We start from the raw sequence: 24,819 nt of genomic DNA on the forward strand, positions 1-24,819 counted from the left end.
GTGTGCGGGCAGCAGAGAACCCCGGCGGGTGAACCCAGCCGGGGCCAGTCTCGGGGCTGCTGCGCGGCGACCGGTTCGCGGGCAGGTTCGACCAGGCGCAAGCTCGCGCCCGGCGTGGGCTCGTCTCCGCGCACTGCGGATTCCAGCGCCGTCGCGACTCCGCCGAGTTCTTCCACTACGGGGTCCAGCTCACCACGCGTGGTGAAGTCCACGCGCCGCGTGTCGAGCTTGCGCCACCCGCCCCGGACGCCGCGCCGCACGTCGAGCCGCACCCCCGCCTCTATGAGCATGGCTCGCCGGCGGGACCGGTCTGGACACGGTGGGGACCGCACGCGCTTACGGCCCCTTTCGGCGCCCCGGTCAAGGGGCGGTTACTCATGGGCGGTGCGGTCCCCGCTTGCGTTGCCTCGCGACCACTGCGGCCACCCCCGAGAGGGTGCGTGCTGCACGGGCAACGCTGGAAGAGAGTCGGGCACTCGGTCCGCCGGTATCCCCCTCGGGGTGGGTGCGCGGTAGTCCCGCTCTCTCTTGCCCCAGTAGTAGGAACCGAAGGTGGCCCGCGTCCTCGCCGCTTCGTGCGGTGGACGGTCGGGCCCGCTCGATTCCTTCCTGGTGCCCCAGTAGTAGGGACCGAAGGTTTCCCGAGGATGCCGAGCGGTGTCGGGGTGACGACAGAGACCCCGGTTTCTCTTTCTCTTAGGTTTTTCTTGGCTATCTCAAAAAGTGTCGAAAGTCGTCACTCTCAACACCTCCTCGCCCCGCTGTGGGGCGGCCCCGCCGTGGGAGCTGGCGAGGGGCACTCGTACGGCTTGCTGCGGGCAGCAGAAAGCCCCGGCGGTCCGCGAGGGAGCTACCGGGGCCGGTCTGCATCAGAATCGGGTGTCAGTCGTCAGCGTGGACGTATTCCAGCTCGGCCAACGTGGCCGCCTCCGCATCATCTCGCGCCGCCCTCTGCACGGCTGCCCGCTGTTCCGGATCAAGCCCGGCCACGCGTACGCGGTGCTTGGCTCCTCGCGGATGCAGTATTACGCGCACGTCGAACTCATTCAGGATCCCCCTGCGGGCGACATCATCCGGGGCCGTCTTCCAATCATCCTCAATCGTCCGGCCGAGGGGAACCCACCGCATCCCCGCCGGGCGCTCGGGGAGCCGCTTCAACTCTTCGATCTCCCGAGTCATCCGCGCGTACTCGGTGCGGTACCACTCCGTGTCAGTCTCGGACTCGTACAAGCCTGCCTGGCGGTCGCCACGGAGCCGCGTACGGTCCGCTTCGATCTCGGCGATACGAGCGGCGTAGCCAGTGCCGGGGTCGAACTCCTTACGCATCACCTGGTGGTCGCCGTACTCGGCCAGGAACCACGTCGACACGTGCTCGTCCAGCATGGGGACGGACATGGTGGGGGCGGGCTTGCACCCGACGGACGACGGAATGCCACGTGTGCGCGCCGTGCAGCCGTACGACGGGTTCTGTCCCGTCCGGGCCACCATGTAGAGCCGTTGGCCGCACCCGCCGCAGAACGCGATCCCCGAGAGCAGACGTACTCCCTTCGGCGCGCGGGTCCCGGTCCATTTCGGAGCCGTCTTCTTGATCAGCGCGTCACGGGTGGCGTGGTCCCACAGCGGATCGGCGATGCGCACGGCGTGCCCGTCCGGGCCGATCACGGGGCGCTCGTCGTGCATGAGGTAACCCAAGGATGCTTCGCTGGTGAGCATCCGCTTGAGAGCCTTGGCGTTCCACAAGGTCCCCTTGGGCTTGCGTCCGTACATCACGGCGCGGTGGTCGGCAGGCGACAGCACACCCGCGCGGTTCAGACGCGCGGCTTCGGTGTGGACGGTCACCGTTCCGGTCTCGTCGGCGAGGATGCGTTCCGCGACGTCTCGGAGGATGAGGGAGGCCACGGGGTCCAGTTCCACCCGGTCGACGTTGCCGGTGGGGATGAGCCGTACGAACTGGTACCCATACCGGTTCTTCTGCTTCGGCTGTCCGGCGCTGCGCGCCCGCTTCGTCTCGTCCCGATTGCGCTTCTGGATCGCGCGAAGCTCCATTTGCGCGCCGAAGGACTCCATGGAGAGCCGCATCTCATCGGCGGGGTCGTCCAGGTTCCACGGCCCGTCGTGGCCGTAGGTGATCAACAGGCGGCCCGATTCGTGGACCATGTACGCCGTGTTCAGTACGTCCCGCTGGTTGCGCCCGATCCGGTCGACCGCCGAGCCGGCGATCCCGTCGTACGGGCCCATCTCGTCGCGGAGCCACGGGCCGAGCTTCGGACGCGTCACGGGGTCGGTCGCACCCGACACCTCCCAGTCGTCCGCCCACGCGATGACGTGCCCGCCGACAGCTTCCACCGCGCTGAGCACCTGGCCGAGCTGCTTTTCCGGGCTGTTGGTGGAGTCAGACTTGCGAGAGAGGCGACGTACCCCTACCAGGCACTTACCGCACCCGTCGTACTCCGTCGTAATCATGCGATCCATCTTGCGCGAACTCCGCTCCCGCACGCATGTGCGTTTTGCGGGCGCTCCCGGTGAGGACGGCGTCGTACGAGTCGTACGGCAGCGCCTTCGTCCACTCGGGGTCCTTGAGGTCGGCCGTCACGAAGGTGACGCGCCCGTCGCCCTCGAAGGTGCCGCGGGCGATGGCGAGCAGCGCGGGGTCGAGGTCGACACCCGTGGAGACCGCGCCCGGGAACCTCCGGAGGAGCCTGTCCGTGATACTTCCCGTACCGCAGGCGAGGTCGAGGACGCGGGGCTCGGGCCCCACCAGCGCCTCGACCATGTCGAGCATGACGCGGAACCGCTCCTCGCGGTCCGGCATGTACCACTCCTGCTGACGGTCCCAGCTCCGCTGCCAGCCCGCCCAGTCGGTGTCGCTCATGCCCGTACCCTCCGTCGTCGTCGACGCCACAGAAAACCCGAGAACGTAATACCCTCGAAGGGGAAACACCAGTTACCCCCTCGACGCCGACCCTAGCCCGCCACCGTAAGGACTACAAGTGGAACTGGCCTATTACTCGGATTACGCCGTGCGCCTCGTCAACACCGAGGAGCCGGCCCGCGGCAGGGACGGCCTCACCACGGTCGAGGTGCTCAAGGAACTGTTCGGCCCGGCCACCCAGATGGCCCGCCGGATCACCGAGGCCGACCTGCCCCGCTTCCGCGCGATCAGGACCCGGCTCCGGGCCGTCTTCGCGGCGGCGGACGAGGGCGACCACACCGGCGCGGTCGACCTCCTAAACTCCCTCCTCCTGGAGTTCCCGGTCAGCCCGCAGATCTCCGGCCACGACCACCTCGACGACGAGGGGCGGCCCCGCTGGCACATGCACCTCGCCGACCACTCGTCCAACGCCACGGCCGGGTACGCGGCGATCTCCGCGATGGGACTCGCCTTCCACCTGACGGAGTTCGGCGCCGACCGGCTGGGCCTCTGCCAGGCCCCGCCCTGCCGCAACGCCTACCTCGACACCTCCACCAACCGCTCCCGGCGCTACTGCTCCGACCGCTGCGCCACCCGGGCCAACGTGGCCGCCTACCGGGCCCGCAAGCGCCTGGAGGCCGAGCGGGCCGACCTCACCGGCCGCACCGCCGAGAACAGCCAGGAGAGCACCACCCCGGCCGAACGCTGACGCCCCGGCGTCACCGGCCGGTACCGGCCCAGCACCCGCCCGAGCACCAGCTCGGGCGGTACGGCCCCGAAGACCCGGCTGTCCCCCTCGGCGTCCGCGTTGTCCCCGAGCACCCACCACCCGGCGTCCCGCCGCTCGACCAGCCGCTTCACGACGAGCAGATCCTGCTGGAGCGGATGCCGCAGCACCACGACGTCACCGAGGCCCACCCGCCCCCCGTACCGCACCAGCACCTGATCCCCGTGCAGCAACGTGGGCACCATCGACACCCCTGTCACCTCGGCAAACCCGAACGGCGCCTCGGCCGCCGCGGTGGCTTCCCGCTCCACTCCCGCTCCCCTCACCGACTCGTCCACTCGTACACGAGTCCCATCCTGACCCCGGACTTTTGCCCTAAGCCCCAGGGGCGCTCGCGAAAACGCCCTTCTCACCGAGTAATCTCCCACCTGAGAAGACGATCACGAGGAAGGACGGCTCAATGCTCTCCCGCCTGTTTGCCCCCAAGGTCAAGGTCAGCGCCCACTGCGACCTCCCCTGCGGCGTGTACGACCCGGCCCAGGCCCGCATCGAGGCCGAGTCCGTCAAGGCTGTCCAGGAGAAGTACCAGGCGAACGAGGACCCGCACTTCCGGGCCCGCGCCACGGTCATCAAGGAGCAGCGCGCGGAGCTCGCCAAGCACCACGTCTCGGTGCTGTGGAGCGACTACTTCAAGGCCCCGCACTTCGAGAAGTACCCCGAGCTCAACCAGCTGGTCAACGACACCCTGAAGGCCCTCTCGGCCGCCAAGGCGTCCACCGACCCGAAGACCGGCGAGAAGGCCCTCGAGCTCATCGCCGAGATCGACCGCATCTTCTGGGAGACCAAGAAGGCCTGATCTCCCTCTAGGCGGCCTGACCTGCACTTTCGCGGGCCGCGCCGCTTAGATGTCCGCACCCGGTCCGCAGGCCGCCGAGCACGGCGTCCATGACGGCCCGGGTGCGGTCTTCTTCCCCCGGCCACAGGTGCGCGTAGATCCGCAGCGTGATGACGGCGGACGCGTGCCCGAGGACCAACTGCACCTGCTTGACGCTCGCCCCGCCGGCGATGAGCGCGGAGGCGTAGAAGTGCCGCAGGTCGTGGGTGACCATGTGCGGCAGCTCGACAGCCTTACGGCCCTCGCGCTCGGCGGCTCCGTTCTCAGCCGCCTGGAGCGCCTTGCGGGCCCCGTTCCACTCGGTCTTCCACCGCCGGTAGTTGAGTGGCTCGCCCTCCTCCATGGTGAACAGCCACTCCCTGGACGGACGTGCGGCGAGATGCGCGAGGAGCGCGTCGGTGACGACCTCGCCGACCGGGACCGTACGCCGGGACTTGGCGGTCTTCGGCGGGCCGATCTTCCCGGACTGGAGCCGCTGCCGCTCGACGCGGATGGCGCCGGCCTTGAAGTCGACGTCCGCCACCTTCAGGCCGAGCAGTTCGCCTATGCGGAGCCCTGATCCGGCGAGGGTGACGATCGCCGCTCGGATGTACGGCGGCATCACCCGTGCCATCGCCTCGACCTGCTCGACCGTGGGCGGGGTGACCTCCTCGTCCGGCATGGCGGGGAGGGTAATCCGGCGGCACGGGCTGGAGGCGATGATCTTGTCGTCCACGGCCGCCGTCATGACGCGTACGAGGACGTCGTAGACGTTCCGCACGCTGCCGGGGCCAAGTTGGTCGGAGAGGTGCTTGAAGAGCACCTGTATGTCGTTGCGGCGTATCGCGGCCATTGAGCGGGCACCCAGCGCCGGTACGAGGTGCAGCCGGAGCGCGTTGTCGGTGATGCGCTCGCCCGCCTCACTGGCGATGAGCGAGCCTTCCCACTTCTCGGCGTACTTCTCGAAGGTGACTCGGCCGGCGCGCGGGTCGACGTACTGGCCGGTGACCATGCTGGCCGTGACCTCGTCGATCCACCGCTGGGCGTCGAGCTTCCGCTCGAAGTGGCGCGCGTGCTCCTTGCCGTCGAGATCGCGGTAGCGGGCCCGCCACTTGCCGTTGGGGCGCTTCTGGATGTTGGCCAAGTGGCCACTCCTTCGTGTCGGTTGTCAGTAGTGGCCGCCGTCCGCGATGTCGTTGCTGAGCGTGCGAGCGTCGCGCTCGTCGCCCATGAGGCGGAGGCACTGCTCGTGGATCGCCCGCGAGCTGTCGGGATGGGCCTTGATGTGGTCGGCGATGGCGACCACGGCGTGATGGAGGCGGTCGCGCGCGTCGCGGGCCTCGTAGAACGCCTCGACGGCCTCTTGGACCAGCCGCCGACTGTCGATGTCGAGCCCCTCCAGGGGCGGGGACATCAGCTCTTCAAGAGGAAGCTCGAAGACGCGGGAGAAGGCGAGGGCCTCGTCGAGATTGATGCGCCGGCGCGGGGTGCCGTTCTCGATACGCCAGACCGCCGTCTGGTTCATCTTGACGCCGGCTCTGGTCACCCGCTCCGCCAGCTCGGTCGTGCTCCACCCTCTGACCTCGCGCTCCAGCGCCACACGCGCGGCCACGTTCCCCTCGCTGTAGAGCAGCGGCACCTCGTCGCCCTCGGGCCTGTCGCCTGCCATCGAACCTCCATCATCACATCGCTATCCCAATTGAAACATGAGCTTCCCGATTTGGTTAACCGGCGATCCCGGGGTACAACTCTATGCAGATCGAATCGCCACCTAGCCGAATGGGAATGCATGCGATACCTGACCACCACCGAGGTCGCCGAGCGCTACCGCACAGCCGAAAGCACCGTCCGCTACTGGCGCCAGATCAAGAAGGGGCCGCGCGGCATCAAGGTCGGCAAGCGGGTGCTCTACCCCGAGGCCGAGCTGCTGCGCTACGAGCGGACGCTGATCGACGGCCGAGACGAGTGGGGCCTGGCCTCATGAGCCGCTGGCAGCCCCGGACGCAGCAACGGCCCCCGGCGCGCCAACGCCGAGGGCCGGAGATTCCCCTGCACGTCGCCCATCCCTGAACGAACGAATTGGTGAGAGGCGGGACCTTGCCCGTCCCGTCCCTCACCTGAGAGGAACGTCTATGGAGGACCCTACGTCCCCCGCCACCTCGAACGCATCCGAGGTTGTCTGGCCCACCCCCGCGGTCCCCGGCCAGGGCATCCCCTGGCGCAACGGGGACCGAACGGAGTCACGGTCGGGTTTTCCGGTCGGGGACCGAAACACCCCCAGCGCGATACCTGTGCAGGTCAGCGCCCTGGGGACCGGTCCCGCCGGAGCGGAAGCCGGGGACCGGGCGGAGACTTTCAGTCCGCCGATCCCCGTACCCGGTCCCCGAATCCCGGACGAGCACGCCGTAGACCGAACTGGTGGTGAGGGCCACGGTCCCCACGCATCTACGGGGACCGTGGTCCCCGACGGCGGATCGGGGACCGGGGACCGCGCCGGTGCGGGCGGCGAGACGGCCGACGAAGGAGCCGTGCTGCTGGACGACCTGCGCGCGGCGATCGGCCGGTACGTGGTGCTGCCGAGCGACGAGGCCCTGACGGCGGTCACGTTGTGGGTGGCGGCCTCCCACATCCAACCCGCCCTCCAGCACGCGCCACGGCTGGCGGTGGTGGGGCCGACCAAGGGATGCGGCAAGTCCCGCGTCCTGGACGTGCTCCACGAGACCGTGCACCAGCCGATGATGACGGTGAACACGTCGCCCGCGGTGGTGTTCCGCGTCATCGGCAAGAACCCGCCGACGCTGCTGGTGGACGAGGCCGACACCATCTTCGGCCCGAAGGCCGGCGACAAGGAGGACCTACGCGGCCTGCTGAACGCAGGGCACCAGCGCAACCGGCCCGCCTGGCGAATCTCCGGCCCGGAGCACAAGCCGACGGCGTTTCCCACCTTTGCCATGGCCGCGCTCGCCGGGATCGGCGACCTGCCGGACACGATCATGGACCGCGCGGTCGTGCTCCGTATGCAGAAGCGCAAACCGGGCGAGCGCATCGCCCCATTCCGGTCGCGGTACTCCGTTCCGGAACTGAACGCGCTGCGCGACCGGCTGACCGCCTGGCTGGCCCCGCTGCGGAGCACTGCCGAGGGCTCGGTTCCGCAGATGCCGGTCGAGGACCGGGCCGCCGACACGTGGGAGCCCCTGGCCATCGTCGCCGACCTGGCCAGCGGCCACTGGCCCGCCCAGGCCCGTGCGGCCTGCCTGGCGATGACCAGGAACGAAGTGGTCCAGGACGAGCAGACGACACTGAAGACGCGGCTGCTGCGGGACGTCCGCCGCGTTTTCGAGCAGGAGGGCCACAAGGAGGCCCTGCGCAGCCAGGACCTGCTCGCCGCCCTCCTCCAGGACGCGGAGGCGCCGTGGGCCGAGTACGGGACGAAGGGCCTGAACGCCTACCACCTGGCCAACCTGCTGCGCGACTTCGGCATCAGCCCGGCCAACCACCGCTTCGAGAACGGCAGGCAGGCGAAGGCGTACGCCCGCAACCAGTTCCTCGACGCCTGGGCGCGCTACTGCCCCGACTCCGCCCCACCGGCACCCGCAGCAGCGGAGACCGTGCCCGCACGTCGAGTCCCGGGCAAGCCGCCCGCCCCGCCATCCGGGGCGCTGCCCATCGGGCCGCCCGGCGGGCCTGCCGGCCCCAGGCCCACGCGCTGACACCAGCTCCGTATCAATCCGTCGCATCCGTACCTGCGACCGTCTCCGTACCTATCCTGACCAGCTACGGGACGGATGCGACGGACGTGACGAAGCCCCACCCCACACCACCACCGGAGCACCACCATGCCCGAAACGAGCACCGACAACGCCCCCACCCGCCGCCGCAAGGGATTCTTCGGCCTGACCCGCCGATCAGCAGCAAGCTGGAGCGAACGAGCCTCTAACGAGGCTTCGTCCGCGCTTGCCCCCGCCCCAGGGGTGGCGGAGGAGGAAGCCGAGCGCCAGGGGGCGCCCGAGCCGGAAAAGGGTGTAGCCGAGACCGGCTGCCCGCCCGCAGCCGACTCCGTCGCCCCGAGCACTCAGCCGCCGGCCGATGTCCAACCGCCCGTCGAGCAGCCCTCCTGGCGGGACCTTGATGCCCCCGTCCTGCCCGCGCTGATGAACCGCAAGCGCACCGTGGAGAAGCGCGACCAGGAGAAGACCATCCGCTTCACCCGGACCGCTGTGAGCGTGATCAGCGCCGCAGCTCACCAGCGCGGTCAGAAGTTCGCCGGATTCGTCGGCGACGCCGCCCTCGCCGTCGCCCTCGGCAAGGCCGGCATGATCGGCAGCCCGGAGGACGACCCAGTCCGCCCGCTGATCGAGGCCGTCGAGGCACACACGGTCGCGCTCAACCGCATCGGCGGCAACCTCAACCAGATCACCGCAGCCATCCACCGAGGAAGAGTGCCCGAGCGCGCCGAGGCCGTGCTGGACCGCGTCGAGCAAGCAGCCGAGAACAGCTACCGACTGATCGACCAGCTCCTGACGGAAGGCACCGCGCATGGTTCCTGACGTCTCCACCGGCTCCGACACCCGCGGACTGATCGTCTACCTCTTCGGCCCCGGCCGCCGAGACGAGCACACCGACCCGCACATCGTCGCCGCCTGGGACATGGCCGGCGCCCCGGACCCGGGCCGCGACCCGGCAGCCACCTACACCCAGCTCGCCAAGCGCCTTGACCACCACGTCGACCTGCGCACCCGCGAACTGGGCGGCAAGAAGCCACCCCAGCACGTCTGGCACTGCCCGGTCCGCACCGCGCCCGGCGACCGCTACCTCACCGACGCCGAGTGGGCAGAGGTCGCCCGCCGCATTGTTCACGCCACAGGCATCGCCCCTGAAGGCGACGAGAAGGCGTGCCGGTGGATCGCGGTGCGCCATGCCGACGACCACATCCACGTCATGGCCACCACCGTCCGCGCCGACGGGCGCCGCCCGCGCACCCACCACGACGGACGGCGGGCCCAAGCTGAGTGCCGCAAGATCGAGGCCGAGTTCGGCCTGCGCCGCCTGAAGTCCGGAGACCTCACCGCGCCCCGCACTCCCACCGGCGCCGAACGCGCCAAGGCCGAGCGCCAGGGCCAGACGGTCACGGCACGGCAGTGGTTGCGCGAGCAGGCGTACGCGGTCGCCGCCTCCGTACACAGCGAAGCCGACTACTTCACCGTGCTCCAGTCCCTCGGCATCAAGGTCAAGACACGACTCGGTCCTGAGACCGGTGACGTGATCGGCTACAGCCTCTCTGCACCCGGGGACACCAACGCGGCCGGCGAACCCGTCTGGTACGGCGGCTCCAAACTCGCCCCCGACCTCTCCATCAACCGCCTACGCGAACGTCTCCCCGACCAGGACATGGCCGACCGCCCCCGGTATATGGCGGACCCCGCCGACCCATGGCGCCACACCACCACCGCCATGCACGCAGCACGCACCGTCCTCGACTCCGATGACGATGCCGCCGCCCAGGGCCACCTCGCCGCCTTCGGCGACGCCCTATACAACATCGCCAGTGCCACGAGCGGCCCACACAGGGCGGAACTACGAGCGGCGGCGATGGCGTTCAACCGCGCCCGCCGCTCCGCCACCCGCGCCGACCACCAGGCCGCCACCGCCCTACGCAAGGCCGCCAAGGAACTCGCCTACGCCTCCAACGAGCCGGGCGGACTCGCCATCGCCCTGCTCTTCGCCACCGTCCACCTGGCCCGCGCCGCCGCCAAGTGGCACGAGCAACGCGGCCACGAACAGCAGGCGGCAGCAGCCGAAGAAGCCTTCCGCCACCTAAACGCGGGCTATCAGCAAGCCGCCCCACCCGTCCTGGCTGACCTAACCCGCCGGGCACCGCGAGCCGCAACCGCCCTCCGCTACGAGCAGGACATTCGCGCGGCCCTCCCCGGCCACGCTGACCGGATCCTCGCCGACCCCACTTGGACCGCCCTGACCACAACCCTCGCCCAAGCCGAAGCCGCCGGCCACAACCCCCGCCGCCTCCTGGCCGAAGTGGGCACCCAGCGGGAACTCGACAGCGCCGAGCACCCCGCCGAGGTCCTCAACTGGCGCATCACGGCTCAGCCGAACCGGCGGACGCAAGCGGCTCGCAGCCGAAGCACCATCAGCGGAACATCGTCCGTCTCCGCCACGCCACACCTTCCGGCCACCCCAGTGGCCACGAGGCCCGAAGAGCGCAGTCGGCACCGCTGACGCCCGGTCAGATGCCCTCGCCACGCGTCGTGGCGGGGGCATCTGTCCTTCTGTCCCAGACTCGCGCCAGGCTGCTTCGACCTAGCTCGAAGCAGCGGGTGCATCAGGCCGCATGGTGAGCAGCTGCACCGGTCTCTGACAGCCAGAATGCCGACGAAAGGACCGGTTGGGCGGAGGCCGATGCAACCACCCCAGTGCGTCTTGTTCCCCGAGGGAATGGGGCAAGGGGCCCCTCCGCGCCCGAGGGGGTGGTCCCGCGGAGGATCTCACCGCGGAGGCGGAGGACTTCAGGACTAGGTCGTCGTCCACGAACTGCTGCATTCCCAATTCCGCTGCAGCGCCATGCAGTTCGAGGCTATGATGGCCGCCCTCGTACCCAACTGCGTGACGTCAAACGCCAAAGTCAGCACGCAACGGATCGACAGACAGGCACTGACTGATGGAATTCCTGGAGAAGGCGGTGCCTCGGCAGTTTGGGGCACCGAAAGGGCAGGATAATCGCTCGTGACTACCGTTGACGAACAGATCAAGAGTGCGGATGAGGCAATCTGCCGGAATATCGCGTCGCTCACCGACCAGCGGGCACTGCTCTCACAGAATATCCTCGCCCAGCTCCGCAATCTGGTCGAGGGGGTTTCGGTACGTCTTCACACTGGCCGGCCTGACGCCGAGTTCAATTATGCGGCTGTAGAGCCCGGACTCGCCTTCGTCAAGGGCAAGGCAAAGCTCAACTTCCTCGGCAAGTTCCACAAGCTCATCCAGATGAGTGCCTCCCACTACACCCTGGACGGGGATTCCTCCGAGCGACTGATGCTCAAGTACTACGAGTACCTCCATCGCATCCGCAGCCTACTCAAGGACAGCTGCGGGATCGCAGCGTTGGCGAATCTCGAGGCATTCCCAGTCGACCTCGATCCATCGCTGCGGGAGTACCACGAGAAGATCGCCGCGAGGATCGAGTTGGTTCGTCCGACGCCGGACACCGGGGCACGAGGCCGGTACTACATCCACAAGACGCGCCCATTCTTCGTCGGAGGTCGCATCTACTATGAGGTCACCTTCTATCGAGCTGTCAATAAGGTGAGCAAGTTTGACCGCATCATCGCCTTCACCGACATCGATATGACCGACGAGTACGCGGCGATGCTTTCGCTCCAAAGCGACTCGATCGAGGTACTCGGCCAGTCGATGCCGATCACAATCATCCGTGAATGGGAAGTTTCCATCCGTCCGTGCGAGTTCAAGAACTTCGCTCGTCTTCTGGATGTCGACACCACCATTCGAACTAACTCTCCGGAGTACCGCTACCTGATGCGTGGGCTGACCGCGACTTCGGGCAACCTGCTCGACTTGATTGACATGCCTGACGACGAGTACGCGAGGGCGAAGGCGACAGGCACGGCCGGCGCCAGCAAGCCGCAGATCTTCCCCGTGTTGGATGAAGCACGCCGCATCGTGAGGTCAGCTACTCCGGGTCACAACGTCATCCGTTATCTAATGCTGCGGATGTACAACCAGGTTCTGAAGCCGCAGTATTCCTGGGAAGGCTGCGGCCGCCTCTCCGGGATGAAACTACAGTATGGCTGCATCCCGTTCGACACCATGCCGCTCTGCACCTCACTGCCGGGGCACAATCCGCGGTATTGGGATCTCGTTGAGAGCCTCGGTGTGACCGGGCGAAGCCACGAACTACTCGCTCGGCGTGTGAAGAACAACGTGGAGCGTCACGGAATCCTCTACACACCCCAGGCCGATCTCATGGAGCTCGGAGATGTCAACGAGTTGATCTCCGCCTACAACAACAAGCTCTACTACAAGCACAAGGATCGCCGGCTCGTACTGGACAAGGGGCACGTCTTTATCTGTGGGTACGAGGACGACACCGTCGCCATCGTCGAGAAGCTCCAGGAGCGTGCATCGTCCGGAATCGACGGCTACGGCCAGGCCGTCGAGCGTTGGCTCGATGAGACACCTCGCGGCATCGACGACGAGGGCAAGAAGGATGCGCTCAAGAGGTTGTTCAGCCAGTCGCATGTGGCGTTGATCTACGGCGCAGCCGGCACTGGAAAGTCGACGATGGTGGACCACATCGCGAACTACTTCAACGACAAGGAGAAACTCTTTCTCGCGCACACCAACCCGGCGATCGACAACCTCAAGCGCAAGGTGAATGCGCAGAACTCGACTTTCCGGACGATCAGTAGCCAGATCTACAGAAGCGCCTTGGATCCGGAGTACGACCTCCTGGTTATCGATGAGTGCAGCACGGTCAGCAACACTGACCTTCTCAAGGTGCTGGAGAAAACGTCCTTCAAGTTACTCGTACTCGTAGGCGACGTCTACCAGATTGAGTCGATCCAGTTCGGAAACTGGTTCGGCATCATCCGATCCTTCATCCCGATCGCGTCGGTGTTCGAACTGGCAACACCCTTCAGAACCAAGAACGAATCGCTCCTAGGCTTCTGGGGTAAGGTCCGAGACACTGACGATGACATCGCCGAGGTGATGGCTCGCAACGGATACTCGACCGTGCTCGACAAGACACTCTTCGAAGCCCAGCGCGACGACGAGATCATCTTGTGTCTGAACTACGATGGCCTCTACGGAATCAATAACATCAACCGCTTTCTCCAGAGCAGCAACCCTGGCGCAGCGACCACTTGGCGCGTCTCAACGTACAAGGTCGGCGATCCGGTTCTCTTTAACGAGACTGAGCGATTCCGGCCGCTGATCTACAACAATCTGAAGGGCCGAATTGTCGATATCGAACGCTTCCCTGGCCGGATCCAGTTCGACGTCGAACTCGATCGAACGGTCAGCGAGTTCGACGTTGACGGTGAGGAACTCGAATGGATGGGGGACGCGACTGTGCGATTCTCCGTCTACGACTACGACATCAGCGACGAGGACGATGACTCGCTGAACACCACCGTGCCGTTTCAGGTGGCCTATGCAGTTTCGATCCACAAGGCGCAGGGCCTCGAGTACGACTCCGTCAAGATCGTCATCACCGACGCCAACGAAGATGACATCACACACAGCATCTTCTACACGGCCGTCACTCGGGCGCGTGAGCGTCTGCGAATCTTCTGGACGCCAGAGACCCAACAGGCCGTTCTCAAGGGGCTCCACCGGAGCTCCAACCCGAAGGACGTAGCTCTTCTGTCTAACCGTCGTGGCCTTACTCCGGTCGCTGGAACTCGACGATCCGCCTGACCACTCGGCGCGGGATGGGCGGCTGTCTCCGATCCTCAGGTCGGCACGACAGTGGGCCCCGCCTGAGTTGAGTCTCGACTTCTGCCCGCACCCAGGTAGTCGGGTGCCACAGCCCACCCTGGTGCCCTCGCTGCTCGTGACAGCGAGGGCATCAGTCGTCAGGCGGCTCGGACTGTGGGTAACTGCGCGACCCACTTCGTCACCTCGGTCAGGTGGTCGGGCTGCAGCCCGAGGTGTGGGTTGGGCTGCACGAGGAGGGTCGCCGTTCCGCGGGCGGTACGCTCCTCCGCCCAGGCGTGGTCGAGGCCAGTGAAGTCGTCGTCGATCCAGACGGCGGGGGCGTCACCCAGCCAGGCGTCGACGTGGTCGCGCTTCCACAGGTAGCCGTTGGGGTGGCTGGTGGTGATCTGCGGACGTGGGAGATCGACGCACGGCAGGGCCGGGAGGTCGAGAAGGGGCCCGATGAGGGTGGTGGCGTCCTGCCGCCAGCTGGTGCACCAGACCGGAGTGACCAAGTCGGTGCGGATGACGTCCATGAGCAGGCGGCCGTGGTCGGGGTCGAGCCAGACGGTGACCGGGTTGTCGGCGCTGCGGCCGGCAGGGACGACGTCATGGCGGGCGTGGGTGGCCGGGGTCGAGCCGTGCTCGTCGGGGAAGGGTATGAGGACGCCGTCGATGTCGAGGAGCAGGTAGGGCGGGCGCATCGGTCCTCCATAGTCTGGATGAACGCGGATGTCAGAGCTTGCGGGCGCGGATCAGCAGGGTGGTGGGCCAGTGGCCCATGCGGGGGTCGTGGAACTCCTGGGCCGAGGTGAGCCAGAAGCCCGCCTGGCTGAGGTGCTTCTCCCACCGGTCCGTGGAGAACTCCCAGCGGGCGATGGGCAGGCGGGTGCGATCGGGAAGAGTGACGTGGTCGCGACGAGGCCGGTCGTCGCCCGAGGGGCTTCGGCCGCCACGCTGCGGGTGCGGGACGGAGAAGGCGAGCACCCGGCCGGGCGTGAGGCGCTGGGCGATGGCCGGGAGCAGGAGCTCGGGCGCGACGAGCCCGACGGCGCCGAAAACCGAGTAGACCGCATCGAACTGCTCGTCGGAGGCGTGCAGGTAGTGCAGGGCGTGGCCGGCGACGAAGGTGAGGTTGTTCAGCCGTCCGTAGTGAGAGCGGGCGCGGCGAACTTGGAGGCCGACCAGGTCGACGCCGGTGACGTGGGCGCCGTGGCGGGTGGCGAGGTGGGCGGCGTTGTGGCCGGGGCCGCAGCCGATTTCCAGGAGTCGCTTGCCGCGCAGGTCGGGGCCGAGGATTTCGGCGCCGGGCCCTTGGCCGGGTCTCGTGGTCCATTCCATCCGGGCAGGCACGGAGAGGGGTTCGGCGAGTCCGGCGGCGGTGCGCTGGAGGGCGTGGGCGTGCCAGGGGGTTGCCTGGGCGAGCACGTCAGATTTCCAGGAGGTGGAGGACGTCGGTGAGGTGGCGGCGGACGGCCTTGATGTAGGCGGGGTCGGTGGCCGGGTCGTTGATCCAGCGGATGGACTGCTCCATGAACCACTCGACGGCCCACATGCGGTGCCATCCCAGGGCCCAGTTCTCGGCGGTGAGCCCGCCGCGCGGGGCGAGGGCGTCGGGGGTGCCGCCAGCGGTGACGTACTGCTCCAGGAAGACGCGCAGGCGGAAGGGGTGCGGGGGCTCGATGGTGCCGTGCCAGCTGGCGAGGTCGAGCAGGCCGGGGCCGGTGAAGGCGCGGGCGAAGTCGAGCAGCCGCCAGCCCCGCTCGCCGATGTGGAGGCTGGTGGGATGAAACTCGGAGTGCACCCAGCCGAACGGCTCCAGCGTCGCTCCGGCCGAGCGAGCCTCGGCGGCCTTGGCGATACGGTCGAGCGCATCCTCGACATCGTCGGCGTCCTGCCACCGGTCGGCCTTGCGCAGCCGTTCGAGGTGCTCCAGCGCCCTGGCCGGGAGCATCCGCAGCCGGTCCTGGTCGAGGGCGGGCAAGGGCGGAGCCGTACGGGTTCCGTGCAGAATCACGGCCGCAGCGACGCCGTCGAGGTCGTCGGCCTCGCGGACGGACGGTCCGAGGTCCTCCATGAGCATGCCGAGCCATCCGTCCAGGACGGCGGAGGCGTGGACCTGGGGAACGGGAACGCCAAGGGCATGGGCCAGACGGAGGGCCTGGTCCTCACTGTCGAAGGGCTTCTTGGCGTACTTGAAGATGGCCGTGGAGCCATCGGGGAAGGTGACGCGCTCGACGCCGGACATGGACCACACGCGTACCTCCTCCCGTACGGCGGTGGTCTGTCCGGTCGCGGTGAGCAGGTTGTCGAGGAGTTCCGCGCTGGGGTTCGTGGTCACGTGAGGGCTCCGGAGAGGGGTGGTGGCGTCCGGGGCGGGCGAGAGATGCCGGCCCGCCCCGGAGCCTGATCGGGTGGTGGGTTACGCGGCGGGGCTCACGCGGTGGGCGTAGACCTGCTCGATCCAGCCCGCCTTGAAGGCCGCGAGGTCGTCACGGAAGTTCGCCATCGAGGCACCGTAGGGCGCGACCACGCCGCCGGACTGGTCCGGCACGGACTGGCAGCCGTGCACAAGCCGGCCACCGAGGGCGGCGTGGGCCTTGATGGACTCGATGCGGCGGTGCTCGTTGAACCAGCCGCCGTGGTAGGCCTCGTCGAGCATCCCGCCCATCTCGTCGTCCAGGTCGAAGACGACGGAGGTGGCAGCGGGGAAGAACCAACACGGGCCGACGTTGGAGATGTGCCCGTCCAGCTCGACCTTGTTGAGCGCCATGAGCGTGGCCGCCTCGCGCAGCATCCGCAGGTGCTCGGCGGTGATCTGCGGCAAGCCGAGGCCGGCCAGGTGCTCCTCGCGGAAGAGGTACGCGTACACCTCGTACGCGGTGGCCAGGACACGGGCGGCGTCGGACGTGGACTCACTGTGCTGCTTGATGAAGTCGAGCGCGAGCTGCTCGACCGCACTCTCGGTCGTCTCGTCCACGTCCAGGAGCTGGAACTTGACCAGCTCCCAGTCGGCGACGAGCCAGGTGTTCGACTCGAAGCGGAAGAAGTACTCGGCCGGGTCGATCGTGATGCGCCGGCCGTCGACCTGGATGCCGGGCAGGCGGCCCCAGCGCGGGTCGAACGCCTCGGACAGCTCGACCGTGATGGCCGTGGTGTCGATGGTGGTCACCGTGTCTCCGTCTCTGATTGGCCGGGTTCGGGCACAGGAATGCCCGAGCCTGGTGTGGGCGTACGGGACTTCGGGGTGCCGCCCGGACCAAGGGGGAGCCTGGATCACGGTCGCGCCGTTCCGGGCGGCTGCTGATAAGTGAACCGGTGGTCACGCTCAGTGGGTACGGTGGAAGGCAGTTGAAGCGGTATACGCGGTTTACAGCTCCAGAGCGGAGGCGATCGTGGCGGCGCAGAGAGACCGCAATTCCCGTCTGCGGGACGTCATCGCAGCGGTCGACTGCACCTACGAGGCCCTCGCCAGAGACGTACGGCGCATCGCCGCAGAGAACGGCGAGATCCTCCAGACCAACAAGTCGGCCATCTCGCACTGGGTGAACGGCACCCGCACCCCGTCGGGCCGGGTAGGCCAGTACCTGGCCGAGGCGCTGTCCCGCCGAGCGGGGCGCACGGTCACCCAGACCGAGATTGGCCTCCAAGCCGACGCCGCCGAAGCGCCGACGGAATCCGACCCCGTCCTCGCCGCCACCGACCTGGGCCGCGCCGACGTCGAGCGCCGCCGCTTCCTCGCCATCGCGGCCTTCACCACGGCTGGCGTCGCCATGCCGCTCGGCTACGACCACGAAGCTACAGCCCGCATGCTTCGCGCCCGCACTGGCACGTCCCTGGTCGGCGCGGAGGACGTGGACGTCGTGCGCCAGATCACCGCGGCCTTCAGCGCCGCCGACGAGCGCCTCGGCGGCGGGCACGGCCTGACCACCGTCACCGCGTACCTCGCCGACACCGCCGCCCCCATGCTGCGAGGACGCTTCCCCAGCGAAGCCTTACGCCGGGCCGCCTTCGGCGCCGTCGCAGAACTCGCCTACCTCGCAGGATGGAAGCACCACGACCTGGGCCAAGAAGGCGCCGCCCAGCGCTACTACCAGGTCGGCTACAAGCTCGCCTGCGAAGCCGACCCCCACGGCCACGCCGCCTGGATGATGCGCGCCCTCGCCCACCAGGCCCTGAGCCTCAAGCAGCCCCACCACTGCGTCGACCTCGTCGAAGGCGCCCTGAAGCGCGGCCTCGGCCACGTCGACGGCCAGACCGAGGCTCTCCTCCACATCACCCACGCCCGCGCCTACGCCGCCACCGACGAGAACCCATCGGCCGCACGCGCCCTGCTCGCCGCCGAGGACGCCCTCCTCCGGGACGACGGCCCCCAGCCCAGCTACTCCCACGTGAGCGGCCCCACCGCCGGCACCGTGGCCAGCCACACCGCCCGCACCCTGACCGACCTCGCCGACCACATCGGCACCGAACAACAGCACCGCGACGCCCTCACCCGCTGGGACCCCGAGAAGTACAAGCGCGTCCACGCCCTCACCCACGCCGACCTCGGCGACAGCCTCGCCGCCCAGGCCCGCGCCGACGAGGCCGTCGCCGCCTGGACCCAGGCCCTGGTCCTCATGGAGGGCATGACCTCCGACCGCACCCGCAAGGCGATCACCTCGATCCGCTCCACCCTCGCGGTCTACCAGCGCCGCAAAGTGCCCGGCGCCGCCGATCTCGCCCGCCGCGCCCGCGAAGCCCTCGCCTAACATGCCCAACAGCCCGCCCGACGAAGGGAACACCGTGATCCAGCAGACCGACGACCAGCCGAAGGCCCTCAAGCCGGCGCTCGAATCCATGACCCTGCTGGTCGCCGCCGTCATCGTCCACGACAAGACCACCAACCGCGTCGTCCTCCTCCAGCGCAGCGAAAACGCCAAGTTCGCCCAGGGCCTGTGGGACCTCCCCGTCGGCAAGAGCGAGCCGGGCGAACCGATCACCGAGACGGCCGTCCGAGAGCTGTACGAGGAGACCGGCCTCACGGTGAAGCCCGAGTCCCTCAAGGTCGCCCACATCATCCACGGCGCCTGGGGCGTCGAAGCCCCCAACGGCTTCCTCACCGTCGTCTTCGCCGCCCACGAATGGACCGGCGAACCCGAAAACCGCGAACCCCGCAAGCACTCCCAGGTCCGCTGGGTCGACGCCGACGCCATCCCCGAGAACTTCGTGGACACCACTTCAAGCGCCCTCCATCGGTACCTCGCGGGAGGCCCGGAGGTTTCCCTCAACGGCTGGAGGTAGAGGAGGACCCGTACCCCCGTAGGGACTGAAGGGACCGGTGTTGAATCTCCTCATTCACTTCTATGCAGCCATGTCGGCTCTAACCACTCTTGTGACCCCCACCGCAGTTCTGTCCGGTTTCGTATTTGTCGCCCGCCCCGTCAGAAAGCCAGGACGCGTACTCAACCGAGCTTCCTCCCTGCGGGGCCGGACGCACACACGGGTGCGGACTCTGATTCGCGAAGCCGAAGAAGCGCTGAACGGGCTGGGGATCCAACATCCGAAGCAATGGGGCGAGGCCGAGCTGAAGGTCTGGGACCTGGCTGGGCGAGGGCGTCGAATGGTTTCCGTCTCTCTCCTTCTCCTGTGCCTCGTCACCATCAGCACGGGCGCTTTGCTCACCATGCTCGTGGAGCACCAGTGGGCCATGGCCATGGAGATGTGGCTGCCGTCGTATGCGTTCCTCTTGCTCACGGCGTTTTACGTCCAACTAGACCTGATAGCCGTCAAACGAGGGCGATCCCCTGCCTACGTCCAGTGGGCTGCCGTGAGCACTCTCGTTGCCTGCCAGACCCAGGCAGACGAGAACCAAGCAACCTCCGTGACCACGGCACAGCTCAGTAGGAACGTAGACAGACTTAGCGACGCACTCATGACGTACGCCCAGTTCGGTGTCTCCCGCAAGCCAGGAACGCGCGCAGCGTTGCTGACGCAGTGCGCCGCCATGTCCCAGCAGCTGGAGAGCGCATTCGAGACCAGCCTTCGTGATCGTTCCCAGGTAAAGGTGCTCGCGGAGCACATCGTGCACCTGATCGACGCCCTTGGGCGCCAGGAGCCCCTGAATATGGTCCCCGCGACAGAATCCGTGCCTGCAGAATCTGTGGCAGTAGGCGGGTCACTCCCGTGGCGTATGGTTCTGGGCCACCTCCTGGCCTTCCTAACCGGAGTCGGGCTGATCGCGGGATTCAAGGCCCTTGGGCTCAGCGCCGAATACTTGCTTCTCCTCGCTCCGCTGATCTACCTCGTAGTGCAGATTCCCTACTTGGCAACAGGCAGAATCCCCACCGCCTTGCGGCACCTTCCCCGCCTCGCAGCTCCCATGTCCGAGCCCTCAGCGGAGAGCGAAGTCCACACATCCGGTTCCGGCACTTCAGCCGATGTTCCACGCTCACTCGTGCCAGTGCCTCAGAGGCACGACTGAGCAAGCGGATCGCCCCCCCAAGAAGGCCCACTTAGGATCAACCACCTCATCGAGTTCGTACACGGCCGCCTGATGGCCGCACCGTCCTCCAGGAGCGTTCCTCCCGATGACCGACCGCACCGCCCGCGTCCGCGAGCTCAACCTCTACCGCCAGTACTTCGAACTCGTCGCCGCAGGCACCAAGACCATCGAGGTGCGGGTCAAGTACCCGCACCTCGCGGACCTCGCCGCCGGCGACACCATCCGCTTCCGCATCAAGGGCATGAACGAGACCTGCGACGTCGAAGTCCTCCGGGTCACCGAGTACCCCAACTTCGAGGCCCTCCTCGACGGCGAAGGCCCCTCCAACGTCAACCCGACCGCCACCCGCGACCAGCAGCTCGCCATCATCCGCACGATCTACGGCCCCGAGAAGGAGGCCCTTGGAGCGCTCGCCATCCAGATCGAGCGCATCTGAGTCGGACACCGCAGGGCGTCTGCCCCGTGGCGTCGCTACCTCTTCTCCGTAGACGTCACCGCCCTATCATCGGTTAGGTCGGATGGACCACGGCTGTCAGCGTTCTACGCCAGGATCGCCCCCATGAATATTGACTGGGAGCGTGCAGCCGCCGTTCAGCGATCACTGATCGGGGGCATGCTCCTCGCCTCAATCGTGGTGGCGTCCTACCGCTCCGCCGCTTGGATCGCGCACCGGATCAAGCCCATACAGGCGCGGTGGTCAGCGTGGAACGCCGCAGTCGCGGAGCGGGACATGACTCCAACAGCTGAGGCACTCCGCCATCTTGGCCTGGGAGACCTTCCGATTCAGTCGTTCCGCGAGGCTGGCCAGAAGACCGCTGGGTCCGTGAAACTGCGTTACTGGCTGCTCACCTTCGCAGCCGGCCTCGGGTTGGGTGACCTCTTGATGGCGGTCATCAAGACGATCGAGACGCAAGAGGTGCAGCCGAGCCTGCGCCCCTCCGCCCTCATACTCGCTGCGGTGGCGCTACCCCTGCTGATGTGGGCGGCCCGGCGCAGCAAAGCCATAGCCGGTTACAGGCTATTGCTCTCCATCATGGCGGCTATCGAGGCATGCGACGCGGTGTCCAAATCCGGTACGAGCGACAGGCACCGAGCGCTCCGCCACCTGGACGACACTTGCTCAACCGTTCGCCGGTCGCTGCTACGCGTCCATCGCATCTCGAACAGTGTCGGTCGCGGCTCTCCACGGCAACGCAACGCAAGACAGCACGCTGCTCTCGTGGTGGCCAAGATCCAACTGGCCGAGGCCCAGGTCGACGCAAAGGGGGATGCGGCCCTCCGTAGCCTGGCGGCGCTTCTAGCGAAGATCGGGAACAGCTTTGCGGCTGGCAACGTGAGCACGCTGCTGCCCGAGCAGAGCTTGCGCGACACCATCCCGGTGGCAAACAGAGAAGGGCTCCGCTTGATGGTTGTGGTCGTCGCCGCAGCCGGTGCCCTATGTCTTGGCGTACTGATGGGCCTTCCGGCAGGTGTTGATGCCGTTCTCGCGGGTGCCGCTGCTGTACTCGCTGCGATGGCGGTGTACGGACCACGCGCTGCGGTCGCAAAGGCGGACGAGATCATGAGCATCCTGCGGCAGTAGCGCCGTGCCTGCACTGCTTGCACTTCACGTCACACCCTGCATGACTGGGGCACACACGGGCGGCGTACCAGTCCGCACACAGTCCGCAGGACACCCGATCAAGACCGTCGCACCCCATCGCCACCCAACAGCAAAAGGCCAGGTCAGCGACCTGCGGCCGTCATCGCCGCAGGTCACCGACCCGGCCCATTACTAGGAGACCAAGAAGGCCTGACCCAGGCTTTCTCTCCCTCCTGCCGAAGGGGCCCCGCCGTCACGAGCGGCGGGGCCCCTTCGGTGCGTTCGGGGGGCAAGGCCCTTACCGGTGGCGGACGAGGACGGCGCCCGTGGGTGGGGCGGGGTCCTGGGGAGGCGGGGAGGCGGGGGCGGTCAGTGGTCGGCTGTGAGTTCGCCGGTGAGCTTGCGGTGCAGGTGAGCGCTCGGGGGGTTGAGTCCGGTGATCTCGACGGTCTTGCCGCGCTGGGCGTACTTGGTCTCGATCGCGTCGAGGGCGGCGACGGAGGAGGCGTCCCAGATGTGCGCCGAGCTCAGGTCGATGATCACCTTGTCCGGGTCGGTGGCGTAGTCGAACTGACCCACCAGGTCGTTGGAGGAGGCGAAGAACAGCTCGCCGGTGACCCGGTAGACCACCGTCCTGCCGTCGGGGTCGACCACGGCGGTGACCTCGGCGAGGTGGGCGACCCGCTTGGCGAAGATGACCATGGCGGTGACGGAGCCCAGGACGACGCCGATGGCGAGGTTGTGGGTGGCGACGACCGCGGCGACGGTGATCACCATGACGGCGATCTCGCCGGCCGGCATCCGCTTGAGGGTCTTCGGGGCGATGGAGTGCCAGTCGAAGGTCGCGAACGACACCATGACCATGACGGCGACCAGGGCGGCCATGGGGATGTCGGAGACGACCGGGCCGAAGACGATGCACAGCACCATCAGGAACGCGCCCGCGAGGAAGGTCGAGACGCGGGTGCGGGCGCCGGAGACCTTCACGTTGATCATCGTCTGGCCGATCATCGCGCAGCCGCCCATGCCGCCGAAGAAGCCGGTGACGATGTTGGCGACGCCCTGGCCGATGGACTCGCGGGTCTTGTTGGAGTGGGTGTCCGTGATGTCGTCGACCAGCTTCGCGGTCATCAGGGACTCCATGAGGCCGACCAGCGCCATCGCGAAGGCGTACGGGGCGATCGTCGTCAGCGTGTCGAGCGTGAACGGCACGTCCGGCAGGCCCGGCACGGGCAGGGAGGACGGCAGCTCGCCCTTGTCGCCCACGGTCGGCACCGCGATCGCCGCGCCGACCGTGATCACGGTCAGGATGACGATGGACACCAGTGGTGCCGGGATCACGGTGGTGATCCTCGGGAAGAGGACCATGAGCGCCAGACCGCCGACGATCAGCGGGTAGACGGCCCAGGGGACGTTCCGCATCTCGGGGACCTGCGCCATGAAGATCAGGATGGCGAGCGCGTTGACGAAGCCGACCATCACCGAGCGCGGGATGAACCGCATCAACTTCGCCACCCCGAGTGCGCCCAGGACGACCTGGAAGACGCCCGCGAGGATGACCGCGGCCACGAGGTAGCCGAGGCCGTGCTCACGGTTCAGCGGTGCGATCACCAGGGCGATGGCGCCGGTCGCGGCGGAGATCATCGCCCGTCGGCCGCCGACGATCGAGATGACGACGGCCATCGTGAAGGAGGCGAACAGACCGATCGCCGGGTCCACGCCCGCGATGATCGAGAACGAGATGGCCTCGGGGATCAGCGCGAGGGCGACGACCAGGCCGGCCAGGACCTCGGTCCGCCAGACCTTCGGGTCGGAGATCCAGTCGGGCTTCAGGCCGCGCAGGCGCGAGGCCGGGGACACGGCAGTGGCAGCGGAAGACAAGGGAGACGGAACCTGTCGTGCTCGGGCACACCCCGTTCGGCAGGCCGGGACGTGCGGGAGGGCGCGGAGCAGCCGGGCCGGCGCTCTGCGGGCGGCACCGCGACATGCGGAACCGGAAGTCGGAGGAGGGAGGAGGAAGGGGGCGGGGTCGGGCCGGGGCCTGGGCCGGGAAGGGCTGTCCGCGCGGCCGGACTCACGTCCGGGGGCGAAGCCTCACGGCGGGCAGGCGGCGGGCGGCATGGGCTCGCACACGCTTCTCTCCTGCGAGAATCGGAACTTCGCCGGGGGCGCCATCGGCCCCGGCAGGGCAACGGTGGAGCAGCGGCACGGCGCTCTCACCATCAGCAACTCTACCCTAACGTTAGGGTAGGGATCGGCGGCGGGCGCGAGGCCGAGACCGCCGACGAGGAGAAGGACCAGGGGAGCCACGGCGTGGACGGCAAGCACATGCAGATCGGCGAGGTCGCCGCACGGACCGAGCTGTCCCTGCGGACGATCCGCCACTACGAGGAGACCGGCCTCGTCACTCCCTCCGCGCGGTCTCAGGGCGGCTTCCGCCTCTACACCGAGAACGACGTCGCCCGCCTCATGGTCGTCCGCCGCATGAAGCCGCTCGGCTTCACCCTGGACCAGATGCGCGACCTTCTCGACGCCACCGATCGCCTCGACGCGGACGCCAACGCCGCCACCGACGCGGACGCCGTCCTCGCCCCGGACGAGCGCGACGCCCTCCTGGAACGCGTCCGCTCCTACCAGCAGGCCGCCGCCGAACAGGTCGAGAAGCTCCGCGTCCAGCTCTCCCGCGCCGAGGACTTCGAAGGCACCCTGCGCGCCCGCCTGGAACGGAACACGCCCTCGGCCCGGCTCTGACGCCCGACGCCCTGGGCCTGGGCCTGGGCCTGGGCCTGGG

Annotated in this window: 22 protein-coding genes and 1 pseudogene; 13 read left to right on the forward strand and 10 right to left on the reverse strand. The window is 67.9% G+C overall.

Annotation, left to right across the window (positions count from 1 at the left end; translation table 11 throughout):
- Nucleotides 1-882 precede the first annotated feature (882 nt).
- Nucleotides 883-2,463 carry a recombinase family protein gene (locus tag HHL19_RS07570; protein WP_169086900.1) on the reverse strand — a complete coding sequence of 527 codons (1,581 nt, stop codon included), beginning with the start codon at nt 2,461-2,463 and terminating at the stop codon, nt 883-885.
- Nucleotides 2,464-2,512: 49 nt separating this feature from the next.
- Nucleotides 2,513-2,872 (reverse strand): annotated as a pseudogene (locus HHL19_RS07575) (class I SAM-dependent methyltransferase); the annotation flags it as partial.
- A 118-nt stretch (nt 2,873-2,990) separates the two neighbouring features.
- Between HHL19_RS07575 and HHL19_RS07580 the strand changes: the two are divergent.
- Nucleotides 2,991-3,620 (forward strand): CGNR zinc finger domain-containing protein, encoded by a 630-nt coding sequence (locus HHL19_RS07580; protein ID WP_169086902.1) that lies wholly within the window; start codon nt 2,991-2,993, stop codon nt 3,618-3,620.
- Here the strand turns inward: HHL19_RS07580 and sodX are convergent.
- Complete coding sequence (sodX, locus tag HHL19_RS07585) at nt 3,524-3,949, reverse strand: nickel-type superoxide dismutase maturation protease (RefSeq protein WP_346768530.1); 426 nt, start codon at nt 3,947-3,949, stop codon at nt 3,524-3,526. The two genes, HHL19_RS07580 and sodX, sit on opposite strands and share 97 nt — an antisense overlap.
- 149 nt (nt 3,950-4,098) lie before the next feature.
- On the opposite strand from sodX, the gene sodN reads away from it, so the two are divergent.
- A complete protein-coding gene (gene sodN, locus HHL19_RS07590; RefSeq protein WP_030207400.1) occupies nt 4,099-4,494 on the forward strand; it encodes a superoxide dismutase, Ni in 396 nt (131 codons plus the stop codon).
- Between the two features lie 7 nt (nt 4,495-4,501).
- Here the strand turns inward: sodN and HHL19_RS07595 are convergent, their stop codons facing one another.
- Nucleotides 4,502-5,656: a site-specific integrase gene (locus HHL19_RS07595; RefSeq protein WP_169086906.1), complete on the reverse strand. Its 1,155-nt coding sequence runs from the start codon at nt 5,654-5,656 to the stop codon at nt 4,502-4,504.
- A gap of 24 nt (nt 5,657-5,680) precedes the next feature.
- On the reverse strand, nt 5,681-6,181 hold the full coding sequence (locus tag HHL19_RS07600; RefSeq protein WP_169086908.1) for a helix-turn-helix transcriptional regulator: 501 nt from the start codon (nt 6,179-6,181) through the stop codon (nt 5,681-5,683).
- 120 nt (nt 6,182-6,301) lie between these two features.
- Between HHL19_RS07600 and HHL19_RS07605 the strand changes: the two genes are divergently transcribed.
- The 5 genes from HHL19_RS07605 (at nt 6,302) to HHL19_RS38430 (ending at nt 13,962) form a co-directional block, all read left to right on the forward strand.
- Nucleotides 6,302-6,496: a helix-turn-helix domain-containing protein gene (locus tag HHL19_RS07605; protein WP_169086910.1), complete on the forward strand. Its 195-nt coding sequence runs from the start codon at nt 6,302-6,304 to the stop codon at nt 6,494-6,496.
- A gap of 472 nt (nt 6,497-6,968) precedes the next feature.
- The gene (locus HHL19_RS07610; protein WP_169086912.1) at nt 6,969-8,222 is read left to right on the forward strand and encodes a DUF3631 domain-containing protein; all 1,254 of its coding nucleotides are present in this window, start codon (nt 6,969-6,971) and stop codon (nt 8,220-8,222) included.
- 261 nt (nt 8,223-8,483) lie between these two features.
- Complete coding sequence (locus HHL19_RS07615) at nt 8,484-9,059, forward strand: hypothetical protein (RefSeq protein ID WP_169087583.1); 576 nt, start codon at nt 8,484-8,486, stop codon at nt 9,057-9,059.
- On the forward strand, nt 9,049-10,746 hold the full coding sequence (locus HHL19_RS07620) for a mobilization protein (protein ID WP_169086914.1): 1,698 nt from the start codon (nt 9,049-9,051) through the stop codon (nt 10,744-10,746). Before HHL19_RS07615 ends, HHL19_RS07620 begins: the two co-directional genes overlap by 11 nt.
- A 504-nt stretch (nt 10,747-11,250) precedes the next feature.
- Complete coding sequence (locus HHL19_RS38430; protein WP_169086916.1) at nt 11,251-13,962, forward strand: ATP-dependent RecD-like DNA helicase; 2,712 nt, start codon at nt 11,251-11,253, stop codon at nt 13,960-13,962.
- A 158-nt stretch (nt 13,963-14,120) separates the two neighbouring features.
- On the opposite strand, the gene HHL19_RS07630 is transcribed toward HHL19_RS38430, so the two are convergent.
- From HHL19_RS07630 to HHL19_RS07645, 4 genes are all read right to left on the reverse strand, one after another.
- Nucleotides 14,121-14,666, reverse strand: a complete 546-nt coding sequence (locus HHL19_RS07630) for an HAD domain-containing protein (protein WP_169086918.1) — start codon at nt 14,664-14,666, stop codon at nt 14,121-14,123.
- A gap of 31 nt (nt 14,667-14,697) precedes the next feature.
- On the reverse strand, nt 14,698-15,390 hold the full coding sequence (locus HHL19_RS07635) for a class I SAM-dependent methyltransferase (protein ID WP_169086920.1): 693 nt from the start codon (nt 15,388-15,390) through the stop codon (nt 14,698-14,700).
- Nucleotide 15,391: 1 nt separating this feature from the next.
- Entirely contained in the window at nt 15,392-16,303 is a 912-nt protein-coding gene (locus HHL19_RS07640) for a phosphotransferase (RefSeq protein ID WP_169086922.1), read from the reverse strand.
- Nucleotides 16,304-16,384: 81 nt separating this feature from the next.
- On the reverse strand, nt 16,385-17,134 hold the full coding sequence (locus tag HHL19_RS07645; protein ID WP_169086924.1) for a hypothetical protein: 750 nt from the start codon (nt 17,132-17,134) through the stop codon (nt 16,385-16,387).
- Nucleotides 17,135-17,357: 223 nt separating this feature from the next.
- On the opposite strand from HHL19_RS07645, the gene HHL19_RS07650 reads away from it, so the two are divergent.
- From HHL19_RS07650 to HHL19_RS07670, 5 genes are all read left to right on the forward strand, one after another.
- A complete protein-coding gene (locus HHL19_RS07650) occupies nt 17,358-18,713 on the forward strand; it encodes a tetratricopeptide repeat protein (RefSeq protein WP_169086925.1) in 1,356 nt (451 codons plus the stop codon).
- 1 nt (nt 18,714) lies between these two features.
- Entirely contained in the window at nt 18,715-19,245 is a 531-nt protein-coding gene (locus HHL19_RS07655) for an NUDIX domain-containing protein (protein ID WP_169086927.1), read from the forward strand.
- A gap of 373 nt (nt 19,246-19,618) precedes the next feature.
- A complete protein-coding gene (locus HHL19_RS07660; RefSeq protein ID WP_240981471.1) occupies nt 19,619-20,425 on the forward strand; it encodes a hypothetical protein in 807 nt (268 codons plus the stop codon).
- 106 nt (nt 20,426-20,531) lie between these two features.
- Nucleotides 20,532-20,882, forward strand: coding sequence for an ASCH domain-containing protein (locus tag HHL19_RS07665; RefSeq protein WP_169086929.1), 351 nt, complete (start codon nt 20,532-20,534; stop codon nt 20,880-20,882).
- 123 nt (nt 20,883-21,005) lie between these two features.
- Nucleotides 21,006-22,028, forward strand: coding sequence for a hypothetical protein (locus tag HHL19_RS07670; protein ID WP_169086931.1), 1,023 nt, complete (start codon nt 21,006-21,008; stop codon nt 22,026-22,028).
- A 369-nt stretch (nt 22,029-22,397) separates the two neighbouring features.
- On the opposite strand, the gene HHL19_RS07675 is transcribed toward HHL19_RS07670, so the two are convergent.
- The gene (locus HHL19_RS07675) at nt 22,398-23,888 is read right to left on the reverse strand and encodes a SulP family inorganic anion transporter (RefSeq protein WP_169086933.1); all 1,491 of its coding nucleotides are present in this window, start codon (nt 23,886-23,888) and stop codon (nt 22,398-22,400) included.
- Nucleotides 23,889-24,341: 453 nt separating this feature from the next.
- Here HHL19_RS07675 and HHL19_RS07680 point away from each other — a divergent pair, with 453 nt between their 5' ends.
- A complete protein-coding gene (locus HHL19_RS07680) occupies nt 24,342-24,779 on the forward strand; it encodes a MerR family transcriptional regulator (RefSeq protein WP_346768531.1) in 438 nt (145 codons plus the stop codon).
- The last annotated feature ends 40 nt before the right edge of the window (nt 24,780-24,819 follow it).

Source organism: Streptomyces sp. R302, from assembly GCF_012927245.1.
Taxonomy (GTDB): domain Bacteria; phylum Actinomycetota; class Actinomycetes; order Streptomycetales; family Streptomycetaceae; genus Streptomyces.